Origin of the sequence: Pseudomonas sp. PKS (assembly GCF_051913525.1) — a bacterium.
Classification (GTDB): Bacteria; Pseudomonadota; Gammaproteobacteria; order Pseudomonadales; family Pseudomonadaceae; genus Aquipseudomonas; species Aquipseudomonas guariconensis_D.
Window position 1 is genome coordinate 54,382 of record NZ_JBEGDO010000015.1, and the last position, 14,411, is coordinate 68,792.

Annotated in this window: 9 protein-coding genes; 4 read left to right on the forward strand and 5 right to left on the reverse strand. The window is 63.8% G+C overall.

The features are described from left to right. Positions 1–16: 16 nt before the first annotated feature. Complete coding sequence (hrpA, locus tag ABOA88_RS16160; RefSeq protein ID WP_367851806.1) at positions 17–3,922, reverse strand: ATP-dependent RNA helicase HrpA; 3,906 nt, start codon at positions 3,920–3,922, stop codon at positions 17–19. A 518-nt stretch (positions 3,923–4,440) separates the two neighbouring features. On the opposite strand from hrpA, the gene ABOA88_RS16165 reads away from it, so the two are divergent. Further along, on the forward strand, positions 4,441–5,805 hold the full coding sequence (locus tag ABOA88_RS16165) for a glutamine synthetase family protein (protein WP_367851805.1): 1,365 nt from the start codon (positions 4,441–4,443) through the stop codon (positions 5,803–5,805). A gap of 26 nt (positions 5,806–5,831) precedes the next feature. Continuing rightward, positions 5,832–7,139, forward strand: coding sequence for an NAD(P)/FAD-dependent oxidoreductase (locus ABOA88_RS16170; RefSeq protein ID WP_196168906.1), 1,308 nt, complete (start codon positions 5,832–5,834; stop codon positions 7,137–7,139). Positions 7,140–7,217: 78 nt separating this feature from the next. Here the strand turns inward: ABOA88_RS16170 and fadD1 are convergent, their stop codons facing one another. Both fadD1 and fadD2 read right to left on the reverse strand, forming a co-directional pair. Further along, a complete protein-coding gene (gene fadD1 / locus ABOA88_RS16175) occupies positions 7,218–8,915 on the reverse strand; it encodes a long-chain-fatty-acid--CoA ligase FadD1 (protein ID WP_196168905.1) in 1,698 nt (565 codons plus the stop codon). Positions 8,916–9,206: 291 nt separating this feature from the next. Further along, complete coding sequence (fadD2, locus tag ABOA88_RS16180; protein WP_367851804.1) at positions 9,207–10,895, reverse strand: long-chain-fatty-acid--CoA ligase FadD2; 1,689 nt, start codon at positions 10,893–10,895, stop codon at positions 9,207–9,209. Between the two features lie 212 nt (positions 10,896–11,107). On the opposite strand from fadD2, the gene ABOA88_RS16185 reads away from it, so the two are divergent. Both ABOA88_RS16185 and ABOA88_RS16190 read left to right on the forward strand, forming a co-directional pair. Beyond that, a complete protein-coding gene (locus ABOA88_RS16185) occupies positions 11,108–12,052 on the forward strand; it encodes an alpha/beta hydrolase (RefSeq protein WP_196168903.1) in 945 nt (314 codons plus the stop codon). Between the two features lie 36 nt (positions 12,053–12,088). Continuing rightward, on the forward strand, positions 12,089–12,559 hold the full coding sequence (locus ABOA88_RS16190) for a MaoC family dehydratase (RefSeq protein WP_367851803.1): 471 nt from the start codon (positions 12,089–12,091) through the stop codon (positions 12,557–12,559). A 109-nt stretch (positions 12,560–12,668) separates the two neighbouring features. Here ABOA88_RS16190 and ABOA88_RS16195 read toward each other — a convergent pair whose 3' ends face one another. Both ABOA88_RS16195 and ABOA88_RS16200 read right to left on the reverse strand, forming a co-directional pair. After that, positions 12,669–13,910, reverse strand: coding sequence for an RNA polymerase sigma factor (locus ABOA88_RS16195; RefSeq protein WP_196168901.1), 1,242 nt, complete (start codon positions 13,908–13,910; stop codon positions 12,669–12,671). After that, complete coding sequence (locus ABOA88_RS16200; protein WP_043209310.1) at positions 13,910–14,401, reverse strand: SRPBCC family protein; 492 nt, start codon at positions 14,399–14,401, stop codon at positions 13,910–13,912. Before ABOA88_RS16200 ends, ABOA88_RS16195 begins: the two co-directional genes overlap by 1 nt. Between the last annotated feature and the right edge of the window lie 10 nt (positions 14,402–14,411).

Sequence of the window (14,411 nt, forward strand, 5' to 3'; positions counted from 1 at the left end):
CCACATTTCCCGGGGTTTAGGCTTCCACCTGCCCCCACTGTTTGCTCAATCGCTTGTCGGAAACCGGTACCTTGGTACCCAACTGCTGGGCAAACAACGACACCCGGTATTCCTCCAGCCACCAGCGGTACACGGTCAGTTGCTCGTCACGCTTGCCCTCCTGGGCATGCTTGTCGGCCCGAGCCTTGTATTGCGCCCACAGATTGGCCAGCTCGCCACTCCAGACACGGTCCTTCTGCACTTGGGCGCCAAGCTTCTCCAGACGAAGTTCCACCGCCTTGAGGTAACGCGGCAACTCCTTGAACCACGCTGCCGGTGTTTCGCGGACAAAGCCCGGATAGACCAGGTTGGCCAGTTGTTGCTTGATGTCGTTCAGGGCCACTGCCTGACTCAGGTCGATCTTGCCCTTGAAGCGCTTCTGCAAGCCGTGCCACAGCTTGAGCACCTCCAGGGTCTGGCGGGCCAAGCGTTCGGCATGCTCGGCCCAACTGCCACGCTTACGCTCGGCAAGGCCGGCCAGGGCAGCGCCGTCTCGCGGCAGCGGCGCCTCGCCTTCGAGGATGCAGCTGTCCAGGCTGGCCAGCAGAATGTCCTCCACCAACGCCTCGACACGCCCCAACTCGCGGTACAGCAAGCCCAGCTCGGTCAGCCCCGGAAGCTTACTCCGCAGGAACTTGGCAGGCTCGGCCAACTGTTGCAGCAACAGCCGCTGCAAGGCACGGCGATGCTGGAACTCGGCTTCGGCCTGAGTCGAGAATCGCCCTTCACGCACGGTGCCGGCCTCTTCCACCAAGGCCGGATAGACCGTTAACGACAGGCCGGCGATCTTCTGCTGGGCCGTTTGCGCCACTTGAGAGAACGCCTTGGCCTGCACCGGTTGCTCGGCTTTGTCGTTGCGCGGCATGGCCAATGCCGCCTGGCTCGCGGCGGCAAAGCGCGCCGTCAGCTCGGCCAGGTCACGACCTTCGCCGAGGAACTTACCCTGGCCATCGACCACTTCGATGTTCATGCGCAGGTGGCCCTCGACCAGCCCGGCAGCTTCTGCCCAGGCCTCGTCGGACACCCGAGCGCCCGTCATGCGCAACAGCTCCTGACCCAACGACTGAGGCAAGGCGCCCTCGCCGAATGTCATGCGCGCCAGGGCGGCCTTGACGAAGTCCGGCACCGGCACGAAGTTCTTGCGCAGGGCCTTGGGCAAGTTGCGCACCAAGGCCACGCACTTGGCCTCCAGCAGACCTGGCACCAGCCACTCCAAGCGCTCGCCCGGCAGATTCGGCAATAGCGGTGCCGGGACCCGCACGGTGACGCCGTCTCGCGGATGACCCGGCTCGAAGTGGTAGGTCAGCGGCAGACGCAGGTCGCCTACCTGAAGGCTGTCGGGATACTGCGCGGCCGTAACCTCGCTGGCCTCACGGGCCAGCACGTCCTCTTCGCGCATGATCAGCAGGTTCGCATCCTTCTGGCTGTTCATCCGGTACCAGCTGTCGAAGGTCGCAGTCTGGTGGATTTCTGCAGGCAAACGCGCCTCATAGAAAGCATAGAGCGTTTCTTCGTCGGCCAGGATGTCGCGCCGACGTGCCTTGGCCTCCAGCTCGTCAAGCTGTTCGAGCAGGCGCTTGTTGGCCGTCAGGCACTTGGCCCGCGACTGGATCTCGCCGCCGACCAGGCCTTCGCGGATGAACAGCTCGCGCGAGGCGACCGGATCGATCGGCCCGAAATGCACAGGCCGGCGGCCGACCAGGATCAGCCCGTACAGGGTGATCTGTTCGTAGGCCACCACCTGGCCGCGCTTTTTCTCCCAGTGCGGCTCGAAATGGTTCTTCTTGACCAGGTGCGTGGCCAGCGGCTCGATCCAGTCCGGTTCGATCTTGGCCACCATGCGCGCATAGAGCTTGGTGGTTTCCACAAGCTCGGCAGCCATCACCCATTGCGGACGCTTGCGACCGATGCCCGAGGACGGGTGGATCCAGAAGCGCCGCTGGCGAGCGCCCTGATAGTCGCCCTCTGCGGTCTTGTGGCCGATCTGGCTGAGCAGGCCACTGAGAATGGCCTTGTGCATGCGCGGGAAATCCGCGGGCTCTTTGTTGACCGCCAGTTGCAGGTCGCGGCAGATCAGCGCCAGCTGGCGATGGGCGTCGCGCCACTCGCGCAGGCGCAGGTAATTGAGAAAATGCTTGCGGCACCAGTTGCGCAGCGGGTTGGCGGTCAGCGCCTGGCGCTGTTCCTCGAACCCGCGCCACAGGTTGACCAAAGCCGCGAAGTCGGAGTCAGGATCCTTCCACAAGGCATGGGCCTGGTCGGCGGCCTGCTGGCGTTCCGGAGGACGCTCGCGCGGGTCCTGCACCGACAGGGCGCTGGCGACGATGAGCACCTCCTGCAGGCTGCCCTGGCGAGCGCCTTCGAGCAGCATACGCCCCAAGCGTGGGTCGATCGGCAGGCGCGCCAACTGGCGGCCCAGGGGTGTCAGCTGGTTCTCGCGGTTGACCGCCGAGAGCTCCTGCAACAGGTTGAAACCGTCGCTGATGGCTTTGCCGTCCGGCGGCTCGATGAACGGAAACGCATCGATGGCACCCAGACGCAGGTGCAGCATCTGCAGGATCACCGCGGCCAGGTTGGTCCGCAGGATCTCCGGGTCGGTGAACGCGGGACGTGCGTTGAAGTCCTCTTCGCTGTACAGACGCACGCAGATGCCCGGCTCGACCCGGCCGCAACGGCCCTTGCGCTGGTTGGCACTGGCCTGGGACACCGCTTCGATCGGCAGGCGCTGGACCTTGGCGCGGTAGCTGTAGCGGCTGATGCGCGCGGTGCCGCTGTCGATCACATAGCGGATACCCGGCACGGTCAGCGAGGTTTCGGCAACGTTGGTGGCCAGCACCACCCGACGCCCGGTATGGGGCTGGAAGATCCTCTGCTGCTCGGCCGGGGTAAGGCGTGCATACAGCGGCAGGATCTCGGTATGGCGCAATTGGGCCTTGCGCAGGATCTCGGCGGCATCGCGGATCTCACGCTCGCCCGGCAGGAACACCAGCACATCGCCAGGGCCCTTGCCCTCGCTGCGTTCGTGATGGGCCAGCTCATCGAGGGTGGCGAGGATCGCCTGGTCGACGGTCAGGTCGTCCTCGACCCGGTTGCCCTCTTCGTCCTGTTCGCTGGTCAGCGGGCGGTACCAGGTTTCCACCGGGAAGGTACGGCCGGACACCTCGATGATCGGCGCACCATCGAAATGCTTGGAGAACCGCTCCAGGTCGATGGTCGCCGAGGTGATGATCAGCTTCAAGTCCGGGCGACGGTGCAGGAGCGTCTTGAGGTAGCCGAGCAGGAAGTCGATGTTCAGGCTGCGCTCGTGGGCTTCGTCGACGATGATCGTGTCGTAGCGCTCGAGAAAGCGATCATGCTGGGTTTCAGCCAGCAGGATACCGTCGGTCATCAGCTTGACCAGGGTGCCCGCGTCGCTCTGGTCCTCGAAACGCACCTGGTAGCCCACCAGAGCGCCCAGCGGTGTGCCGATTTCCTCGGCCACCCGCGCCGCGACGCTGCGCGCGGCGATCCGGCGGGGTTGAGTATGAGCGATCAGGCCATGCTGACCGCGGCCCATTTCCAGGCAGATCTTCGGCAACTGGGTGGTCTTGCCCGAACCGGTCTCGCCGGCAATCACCAGAACCTGGTGCTCGGCCAGGGCCTTCTTGATCTCGTCGCGCTTGGCGGCGATCGGCAAGCTGTCGTCGTAGCGGATGCTCGGCACGCTGTGCTGGCGCGCGACAACCTGGGCACAAGACGCCTGGACCCGCTCCACCCATTGGGCAAGCTTGGCCTCGTCGGGGCGCTTGCGCAGCTCGTGCAGTTGCCGCCGCAGCCGATGGCGATCGGCAATCATGGCGTGGTCGAGGTTCTTCAGCAGTTGATCGATGGCGTGGTCTGTCATGGGGCTTTTTGATGATGCAGGTGAGCCTGCTTTTTCATGATCGGCATTCGGAAAGTCGGGCGATTGTCGCAGATTTGCAGGTTCTCTGCTGCCTATGCGGGCCCCTTCGGGTAAACCCGCCCCCACAGCAATCGCACAGGGCTTGGATCCTGCCCGGTACCTGCAGGAGCGGGTTTACCCACGAAGACGCCAGCACGAATGTTTAGCCAATCACGGAATGAAGGTTGCCAATCACTGCTTTAATCAACCTTATGCCCCGTGTGAGTATCCACTGATGACCTGCCCTCCGAGCAATGCGCGCCCTACCCTTCCCAAGGCCCGGGCCCGCGCCGGCGAAAACCCGCTGGTACATGTCATCCTCGCCTTCTGGGCCCTGTGGCACTGCCGCCACGCTCGCCCACCGGATACTTCGTTCGCGCCTCACTGATCCAGCCCTGGCCAACCTTGGCCGGCATTTTCAGACCGACTCGCCGCCTAGCCGTGGCGGTCCTGTGCGCCTGCGGGCGCGAGCGAACATCATGCATTTTGCCAACCCCGAGCAAGCCCGTCGCTTTTTGGCCGACAACCCCGATATCGAATTGTTCGAGCTGTTCATCCTCGATGCCAACGGCGTGCCCCGCGGCAAGCTGCTGCACCGGGACGAACTGCTGGCCGTCTATGAAAGCGGCCGCCCGCTGCCGAGCACCATTCTGGGCCTGACCTTAAATGGCGACGATGTGGAAAACTCCGGCCTGGTCTGGGATGTCGGCGATATCGATTGCCGCGCCTACCCTCTGGAAGGCAGCCTGGTGTGCCTGCCCTGGCGGCGCGTGCCGACCGCCGCCGTGCAGGTCAGCATGCACCCCAGCCAAGGGCTACCTGCCAGCGTCGCCGACCCGCGCCATGTGCTGATCCGCACGCTCGATGCGCTCAAGGCCGACGGCTATTACCCGGTGATGGCCTGCGAACTGGAGTTCTACCTGCTCGACCAGCAGCGCGACGCCCAGGGGCGCCCGCAACCGGCGCTGGACAATGACGGCGGTCGCCCCCGCACCACCCAGGTCTATGGCTTGCGCGAGCTGGAGCAGATCGAGCCGTTTCTCGCCGACCTGTACGCCGCCTGCAAAGCCCAGGGCATCCCGGCGCGCACCGCCATCTCCGAATATGCGCCGGGCCAGGTGGAAATCACCCTGGAACACGGCGATGCACTGCAGGCCATGGACCAGGCCGTGCGTTACAAACGCCTGGTCAAGGGCATCGCCCATGCCCACGGCATGCAGGCCTGCTTCATGGCCAAACCTTTCGCCCACCTGGCCGGCACCGGCATGCACATGCACCTGAGCCTGGCCGACGCCGAGGGCCGCAACCTGTTCGCCAGCGATGACCCCGCCGGCACCCCGCTGCTGCGTCAGGCGGTGGGCGGGATGTTGCGCCACCTGCGCGAGTCGCTGTTGTTGTTCTGCCCCAACGCCAACTCCTACCGGCGTTTCCAGGCCAACAGCTATGCGCCGCTGGCGCCCACCTGGGGGGTGGACAACCGCACCGTGAGCCTGCGCGTGCCGGGCGGGCCTGCCAACAGCCGGCATGTGGAGCACCGCATTTGCGGCGCCGACGCCAATCCTTACCTGGCCGCCGCTGCGATCCTCGCCGCGACCCATCAAGGGGTACGCGAACAACTCGACCCGGGGGCCCCGATCGAGGGCAACGGTTACGCCCAGGCCACCGAACACCTGCCCACCGAATGGCTCACCGCCCTCGAGGCGCTGGAGCATTCGAGCTGGGCCCGAGAAGCACTCGGCGAAGCCTTCCTCGGCGTCTACCTGAAGGTCAAGCGCGCCGAGTATCGCCAGTTCATGGCCGAAGTCGGCGAACAGGACTGGCGCTGGTACCTGCACCAGGCCTGAGCCCCTATTCACAGTAAGGAACGAACATGAACTCAGCAGTGAACAATGGGCCGGCCCAACGGGCGCCGTCCTACTACACCGCCACCCTCAACGACCCGACCCAGTACCCCACCCTGACGGGCACCGAGCAGGTCGACGTGGCCATCATCGGCGGCGGTTTCACGGGCGTCGCCACCGCCGTGGAACTGGCCGAACGCGGCCTGAAGGTGGCCATTGTCGAGACCAACCGCATCGGTTGGGGCGCCAGCGGACGCAACGGCGGTCAGGTCACCGGCAGCCTGTCGGGCGACGAAGCCATGCGCACGCAGATGCGCAAGCGACTGGGTGAAGACGTGGACGACTTCATCTGGCACCTGCGCTGGCGCGGCCACGAGATCATCGAGCGGCGCGTAGCGCGCTACGGCATCGACTGCGATCTCAAACGCGGGCACCTGCACGCAGCGATGAAGCCTTCGCACATGGATGAACTGCAAGCGAGCTACGACGAAGCCCAGCGCCGTGGCATGGGCGACCTGGTGCACCTGCTCGATCGCAATGCGGTCAGCGAACACCTGCAAAGCCCGCTGTACCTGGGCGCACTCAAGAACCGGCGCAACCTGCACCTGCATCCGCTCAACCTGTGCCTGGGCGAAGCGCGCGCAGCCCATAGCCTGGGCGCACTGGTGTTCGAAAATTCCGAGGTACTGGAGATCGTCCATGGGCCGCGCCCGGCGGTGGTCACCGCCCGGGGCCGGATCGAGGCGCGCCAGGTGCTGCTGGCCGGCGATGTCTATCACAAGCTGGAAAAGCGCCAGCTCAAGGGCAAGATCTTCCCGGCCATGGGCGGCATCGTCACCACTGCGCCGCTGGGTGAGCTGGCCGACCAGATCAACCCCCAGGATCTGGCGGTGTACGACTGCCGCTTCGTCCTCGACTACTACCGCCTCACGGCCGACAAGCGCCTGCTGTTCGGCGGTGGCGCCAACTATTCGGGCAAGGATTCGCGGGACATCGAAGCTGAGCTGCGCCCCTGCATCGAGCGCACCTTCCCGGCGCTCAAGGGCGTGCCGATCGAGTTCAAGTGGAGTTGCGCGATGGGCATCGTGGTCAACCGCATTCCGCAGTTGGGCAAGCTGTCGGACAACGTCTGGTACTGCCAGGGTTACTCCGGGCACGGCATCGCCACCAGCCACATCATGGGCGAGATCATGGCCGAGGCGCTGACCGGGACGTTGGAGAAGTTCGACACCTTCGCGGCGTGCAAGCACATCAAGGTGCCGATGGGGGACTTGCTGGGCAATCCGCTGTTGGCGGCGGGGATGTGGTACTACCAGATGCTCGAGAAACTGCGCTGATCACTGAGGGCTGCTTTACAGCCCCAGGATCCGAACCTTGGTCGCGCAGGGCTGCAATGCAGCCCTGCTTGAGCAACGTCAGGCGATTTTCTTCAGGCCCTGCTTCTTGAGCTCTTCATCACGCAGCTCACGGCGCAGGATCTTGCCGACGTTGGTGGTCGGCAGCGCATCGCGGAACTCGATGTGACGAGGGACCTTGTAGCCGGTGACGTTGGCGCGCATGTGCTCCATCACCTGCTCCTTGGTCAGGGTCATGCCCGGCTTGACCACGATGAACATCTTGATCACTTCGCCCGACTTTTCGTCCGGCACACCGATCGCCGCGCACTGCAGCACACCCGGCAGACTGGCCAGCACATCTTCGAGCTCGTTCGGATAGACGTTGAAACCAGAAACCAGAATCATGTCCTTCTTGCGATCGACGATGCGCATGTAGCCATCAGGCTGGATGACCGCGATATCGCCAGTCTTCAGCCAACCGTCCTGGTCGAGGATTTCGGCGGTGGCCTCTTCGCGCTGCCAGTAGCCCTTCATGACCTGCGGGCCCTTGACGCACAGCTCACCGACCTCGCCCAGGCCCAGCTCGCGACCGCTATCGTCGATCACCTTGCACAGCGTCGAAGGCACCGGGATGCCGATGGTCCCGACCTGGTTGGCCTCGGCCGGGTTGACCGCTGCGACCGGGCTGGTCTCGGTCATGCCATAGCCTTCGCAGATTGCACAGCCGGTGACGGTCTTCCAGCGCTCGGCCACGCTCAGTTGCAGGGCCATGCCACCGGAAAGGGTGATTTTCAGCGCCGAGAAGTCCAGGGCGCGGAAGGCGTCGTTGTTGCACAGGGCAACGAACAGGGTATTGAGGCCGACGAAACCGCTGAACTTCCATTTGCCCAGTTCCTTGACCATCGCCGACAGGTCACGGGGGTTGCTGATCAGCACGTTGTGGTTGCCGATCAGCATCATGGCCATGCAATGGAAGGTGAAGGCATAGATGTGGTACAGCGGCAGCGGGGTGATGAGGATCTCGCAGCCTTCCTGCAAGTTCGCCCCCATCAGGGCTCGACATTGCAGCATGTTGGCCACCAGATTGCGGTGGGTCAGCATGGCCCCCTTGGCAACCCCGGTGGTGCCGCCGGTATACTGCAGCACCGCGACGTCGTTCGGTTGCGGGTTGGCCTCGGTCACCGCGCCGCCCTTGCCCAGCGCCAGGGCATCGTTGAAGCGTACGGCGCCGGGCAGGTTGTAGGCGGGCACCATCTTCTTCACGTACTTGATCACGCTGTTGATCAGCAGGCGCTTGAGCGGTGGCAGCAAGTCGGCCACTTCAGTGACGATGACGTGCTTGACCTGGGTCTTTGGCACCACCTTCTCGGCCAGGTGCGCCATGTTGGCCAGGCACACCAAGGCCTTGGCGCCGGAGTCGTTGAACTGGTGTTCCATCTCCCGCGCGGTGTAGAGCGGGTTGGTGTTGACCACGATCAAACCTGCGCGCATGGCACCGAACACGGCCACGGGGTATTGCAGGACATTGGGCAGTTGTACGGCAATCCGATCACCCGGCTTGAGGTCGGTATGCTGTTGCAGCCAGGCGGCAAAGGCGCCCGACAGGGTGTACAGCTCACCATAGGTGAGGGTCTTGCCCAGGTTGCTAAAGGCCGGTTTGTCGGCAAAGCGTTGGCAGGATTGCTTGAGCACCGCCTGGATATTGGGGAACTCGTCAGGATTGATTTGCGCCGTTATCCCGGCTGGGTACTTATCCTTCCAAAAATTTTCGATCATGGAAGCCCGCTCCTTCAGCAACAGCGAATTCGTCACGCATTACGCGTTTATTATTGATATGGGATGACGGCTCATTGCAAACCGGATCATCTGAAAGCGCGCCGAGAGTAACAGCTTTGCCAGGGGTCGCCTAGAGCCCAAAACAGCCCAGACGGTCACAAAAATGACTCAAAGAAATATACCGGTCATTTTTAGAGTATTTATCCAAAACGTCGCAATTCAAGCCGAAAACGGCAGGATAGAGCACTTGCACACCGCCCTCTCCTGCCGTTCGAAAAGGCCTTGGGCAAATCAGGCAATATCCCGCAGCTCACGGCGCAGAATCTTGCCCACCGGGGTCATGGGCAGTGAGTCGCGCAACACGATGTACTTGGGCACCTTGTAACCGGTGAAGTTGGCCTTGCAGTACGCCTTAAGCTCCTCGACGCTCAAGCCTGCTTCTCGCGGCACCACGAACAGCTTGACCGCCTCGCCGGAGCGCTCGTCGGGCACACCGATGGCTGCGCAGTTGGCAACCTTGGGGTGGCCCATGACCACTTCCTCGATCTCGTTGGGGTACACGTTGAAGCCCGAGACGATGATCATGTCCTTCTTGCGATCGACGATCCGGGTGAAACCGTCCGGGTCGATCACGGCGATATCGCCCGTCTTGAGCCAACCGTCGGCATCCAGCGTCTGTGCAGTGGCCTCCGGTTGGCGCCAGTAGCCTTTCATGACCTGCGGGCCCTTGATGCACAACTCGCCCCGTTCACCCAGGGACACCTCGTTGCCCTCGTCATCGATGACCTTGAACGCCGTGCCCGGCACCGGGATACCCACCGTCCCAAGACGCGCCAGCGCGCCGTAAGGGTTGGTGCTGGCGACCGGGGAAGTCTCGGTCAGGCCGTAGCCCTCGACGATGCGACAGCCCGTCAGGCTCTCCCAGCGTTCGGCCGTGGCCTTGACCAAAGCCGTGCCTCCGGAGTTGGTGACCTTGAGCGAGGAAAAGTCCAGGGACTTGAAGCCGGGATGGTCCATCAGGGCAACGAACAGGGTGTTCAAGCCAAGCAAGGCGGTGAAACGCCACTTGCCCAGCTCCTTGATGAAGCCGGGGATATCACGGGGGTTGGTGATCAACACGTTGTGGTTGCCGGTGACCATCATGCACATGCAGTTCGCCGTGAAGGCATAGATGTGGTACAGCGGCAGCGGTGCGATCATCACCTCCTGGCCGTCCTTGATCAGCTTCTGCCCATCCGGGCCATGCTGGGAGAAACAGGCCAGCACTTGCAGCATGTTGGCCACCAGGTTCCCATGAGTGAGCATAGCGCCCTTGGCCAGCCCCGTGGTGCCACCGGTGTACTGCAGCACCGCGACATCATCGAGGCTCAGTGGCACCGGCTTGGGCACCCCCGACCGGCCCTGGCGCAGCACCTGCTTGAAGGATATGGCCTGGGGCAGCCGGTAGGCCGGCACCATCTTCTTGACCTTGTCGACCACGGTATTGACCAGCCAGCCCTTGGCGGCCGGCAGCAGGTCGCCCATCTTCGCCTCGATCAGGTACTCGATGTCGGTGTCGCCCAGCACCTCCTGCACCCGCTTGCCGAACATGTTCAGGTAGACCAGGGCGCGGGCACCGGAATCCTTGAATTGGTGGCGCATTTCTCGCTCGGTGTAGAGCGGGTTGGTGTTGACCACGATCAGCCCGGCACGCATCGCGCCGAACACGGCAATGGGGTATTGCAGGACGTTGGGCATCTGCACTGCGATGCGATCACCCGGAACGAGGTCGGTGTGCTGCTGCAACCAGGCGGTGAAGGCAGCGCTGTAGCGCTCGAGGTCGCTGTAGCTGAGGGTCACGCCCAGGTTGCTGAAAGCCGGCCGGTCGGCAAAGCGCTTGCAGGAACGCTCGAACACATCGACGACCGATTGATAAGCAGTGATCTCGAGGGTGGAAGGCACGCCCGCCGGGCGTTTGTCATTCCAGAAGTCGGCTTGCATCTTGTTGTTGTTCCTCTGCCATGCGCTGTCCCTGACCTGCCTGCCCAAGCTCGCGAACGGGCAAGAAGGCGTTGGATCGACGTTAGCAGGTAAGCAGGAGACGGCATATACGCCAAGTGCCGCCATTAACATTGTGAATCTTATTTGTGCCCTTCCTGCAATCAGGCCCATTGGGCATACACTGTCTGCAACCCATGAGCCAAGGACTCGCCATGCCCCATGACGCCTTCTGGCTGCCCGCCAGCGAGCATTGCAGCCTGTATGTCCATCAGTGGCTGCCGACAACACCGGTCAAGGCCGTGGTGCTGCTGGCCCACGGCATGGCCGAGCACGCCGGTCGCTACCAGCGCCTGGGGCATGCCCTGACCGAGGCAGGTTTCGCCCTGTTCGCCCCCGACCTGCGCGGCCATGGCCGCACTGCGGAGCTCGGCAATCTTGGCCTGTTCGCCCGCCATCATGGCTGGAACACCGTGGTCAACGACCTGGGCTTGCTGGCCCAGCACATCGGCCAGCAGTTTCCCGGCACGCCGCTGTTTTTGTTCGGCCACAGCATGGGCAGCTATATCGCCCAGGCCTACCTCATGCACCACAGCGCCAGCCTTCAAGGCGCAGTGCTCAGCGGCTCGAACTTCCAGCCGCCGCTGCTCTACCGCACCGCCGCGTTGATCGCACGCCTGGAAGCCTGGCGCCAGGGCTACCTGGGCAAGAGCGCACTGATCGAATGGTTGTCCTTCGGTTCGTTCAACAAAGCCTTCAAGCCCAACCGCACGCCCTTCGACTGGCTCAGCCGCGATGCCGAGGAGGTCGACAAGTACATCGCCGACCCCCTGTGCGGCTTTCGCTGCTGCAACCAGCTATGGATCGACCTGCTCCAGGGCCTGGCGCAGATCAGCCAGCCGAAGAACCTCGCACAGATCGACCCGAACCTGCCGATCCTGGTCCTTGGCGGCGAATGTGATCCGGTCAGTGCCGGCAAGCGTCTGAAGGATCTGGCCGACGCCTTGCGCGCGACCGGCAACCGCCATGTGCAGTTGCGCCTGTACCCTGCAGCGCGGCACGAAGTGCTAAACGAAACCAACCGCGACGAGGTCACCGCCGATATCCTCGGCTGGCTGGAGCAGGCGCTGGCCCTTGGCCGCCCTGCCCGCAGTGAATGATGTACACTTGCTCGTCCGCCCCTTAAGGAAGCCCCGATGTCCCAGGTCACCAACACGCCCTACGAAGCCCTCAAAGTCGGGCAGAAAGCCAGCTATGAAAAGTCCGTGGAAGAGCGCGACATCCAGCTGTTCGCCGCGATGTCCGGTGACCACAACCCGGTACACCTGGATGCCGAATTCGCCGCCAAGAGCATGTTCCGCGAGCGTATCGCCCATGGCATGTTCAGCGGTGCGCTGATCAGTGCCGCGGTTGCCTGCACCCTGCCAGGCCCAGGCACCATCTACCTGGGTCAGCAGATGACCTTCCAGAAGCCGGTCAAGATCGGCGACACCCTGACCGTGCGCCTGGAGATTCTCGAGAAGCTGCCCAAGTTCAAGGTGCGCATCGCAACCAATGTGTACAACCAGAACGACGAGTTGGTGGTCGAAGGCGTCGCCGAGATCCTGGCTCCACGCAAGCAGCAGACCGTCGAATTGGTCAGCCCGCCGAACTTCGTTGCCAGCTGATCGAGCCCGTCGACAGAACGCCTTCATGGGTGAACCCGCTCCTACAAGGCCAGCGCTGCCCTGAAAACCGTGGGCGCGGGTTCACCTGCGAAAGATTCACCCGCGCCGCCTAGCGATCCAGCTCCCGCAGACACCGCTCGATGTGCCGCCTCTCCGGCCCCTGCCGGGTAAGCGCCAGCGCCTGCTGCCAGGCTGTGCGAGCCTGCTCGTCCTGCCCCAACTGACGGTGCAGCTCCGCCCGGGCAGCATGGGCCAGATGATAGTCACGCAGCTCGCCACGCTGCAGAATCGCCTCGATCGCCACAAGCCCCGCCCTTGGCCCGTCCCGCCTGGCCAATGCCGCCGCCCGGTTAAGCTCGACCACCGGTGACGGCCAGTGCCGTTGCAATACATCGTACAACCCAACGATTTCCTGCCAGTCGGTCTGCTCGGGACTTGAGGCTTCGGCATGTACCGCGGCAATGGCCGCCTGCACGCTATAGGCTCCGAACTGCCGGCTGCGCAGTGCCTGCTGCACCAATTGGCAACCTTCGGCGATCTGGGCACGATCCCACTGGCTGCGGTCCTGTCGGTCCAGCACCACCAACTCCCCCGCCGCATCGCTACGTGCCTGCAATCGCGAGGCCTGCAGCAGCATCAACGCCAACAGCCCGAGCACCTCGGCATCCGGCAGCAACTGGGCAAGCAGCCGTCCAAGCCGGATCGCTTCGTCACACAACTCGCGCTGTATCAGGTCATCACCCGTGGAGGCCGAGTAACCTTCATTGAAGACCAGGTAAACCACTCGCAGCACGCTTTCCAGGCGCTCCGGCAGTTCGGCCAGTGCCGGTACTTGGTAGGGAATGCGCGCATCGCGGATCTTGGCCTTGGCGCGCACGATGCGCTGGGCGATGGTCGCCGGGCTCTGCAGGAAGGCTCGGGCGATCTGCTCGGTGGTCAGGTCGCAGACTTCACGCAGGGTGAGCGGCACCTGGGCATCGGCTGAAAGCGCCGGGTGGCAACAGGTGAAGATCAGCCGCAGGCGATCATCCACCAGGTCCTCCTCCTCGCCGGGGCCATGCCGTTGGTCCTCGAGCAACATGACCAGATCCGCCTGGGACCGGTCGAAGCGGGCGCGCCTGCGCAAGGCGTCGATGGCCTTGAAGCGGCCCGCAGACACCAGCCAGGCACGCGGATTGTCCGGGATGCCATCGCGTTGCCAACGCTCGACGGCAATGAAAAAGGCATCGTGCAGGGCCTCTTCGGCGAGATCGAAGTCGCCCAGCAGACGGATCAGGGTCGCCAGGATACGCCGGGAGTCCCGCCGATAGACCGCCTCGACCTCCCGCCGCACCTGCTGAGCATCAAGCATCAGTCCGGCATCCGCTGGGTCACCACCTCGACCAGCCGATCCAGGCTTTCGCCCCAGCCCTGGTAGAACCCCATCTCCTCATGAGCGCGGCAGTCGGCGGCGTTCCAGTGCAAGGCGCGCGCGGTGTAGCGGGTCTTGCCCTGTTCCTCATCGAAGGTGATCACGGCCGTCATGAACGCTTTGTCCGAAGGCACCCAGCCCGGCCCGAAGGCATCGGTAAACACCAACCGCCGTGGCGCGACGATCTCCAGGAACACCCCCTGGTTGGGATACTCGGCACCATCGGGGGCTCGCATCAAGGTCCGGAACAGCCCGCCCACCCAGAGTTGCAACTCGCACTCGGGGGTGGTCATGCCATGGGGTCCCCACCACTGCGTCAGCCACTGTGGCTCGGTCCAGGCGCGAAACACCTTGGCCGCAGGGGCGTCGATCAAGCGTGTGATGGACAACTCATGTGGCGACTGTTGCGGGCCGGGCTGTGCAAGGCTCATGCTGGTCGTT

Bases quoted from the DNA above. Each gene is read 5' to 3' on its own strand.
- hrpA (WP_367851806.1), bottom strand. From the start codon at position 3,922: ATGACAGACCACGCCATCGATCAACTGCTGAAGAACCTCGACCACGCC.
- ABOA88_RS16165 (WP_367851805.1), top strand. From the start codon at position 4,441: ATGCATTTTGCCAACCCCGAGCAAGCCCGTCGCTTTTTGGCCGACAAC.
- ABOA88_RS16170 (WP_196168906.1), top strand. From the start codon at position 5,832: ATGAACTCAGCAGTGAACAATGGGCCGGCCCAACGGGCGCCGTCCTAC.
- fadD1 (WP_196168905.1), bottom strand. From the start codon at position 8,915: ATGATCGAAAATTTTTGGAAGGATAAGTACCCAGCCGGGATAACGGCG.
- fadD2 (WP_367851804.1), bottom strand. From the start codon at position 10,895: ATGCAAGCCGACTTCTGGAATGACAAACGCCCGGCGGGCGTGCCTTCC.
- ABOA88_RS16185 (WP_196168903.1), top strand. From the start codon at position 11,108: ATGCCCCATGACGCCTTCTGGCTGCCCGCCAGCGAGCATTGCAGCCTG.
- ABOA88_RS16190 (WP_367851803.1), top strand. From the start codon at position 12,089: ATGTCCCAGGTCACCAACACGCCCTACGAAGCCCTCAAAGTCGGGCAG.
- ABOA88_RS16195 (WP_196168901.1), bottom strand. From the start codon at position 13,910: ATGCTTGATGCTCAGCAGGTGCGGCGGGAGGTCGAGGCGGTCTATCGG.
- ABOA88_RS16200 (WP_043209310.1), bottom strand. From the start codon at position 14,401: ATGAGCCTTGCACAGCCCGGCCCGCAACAGTCGCCACATGAGTTGTCC.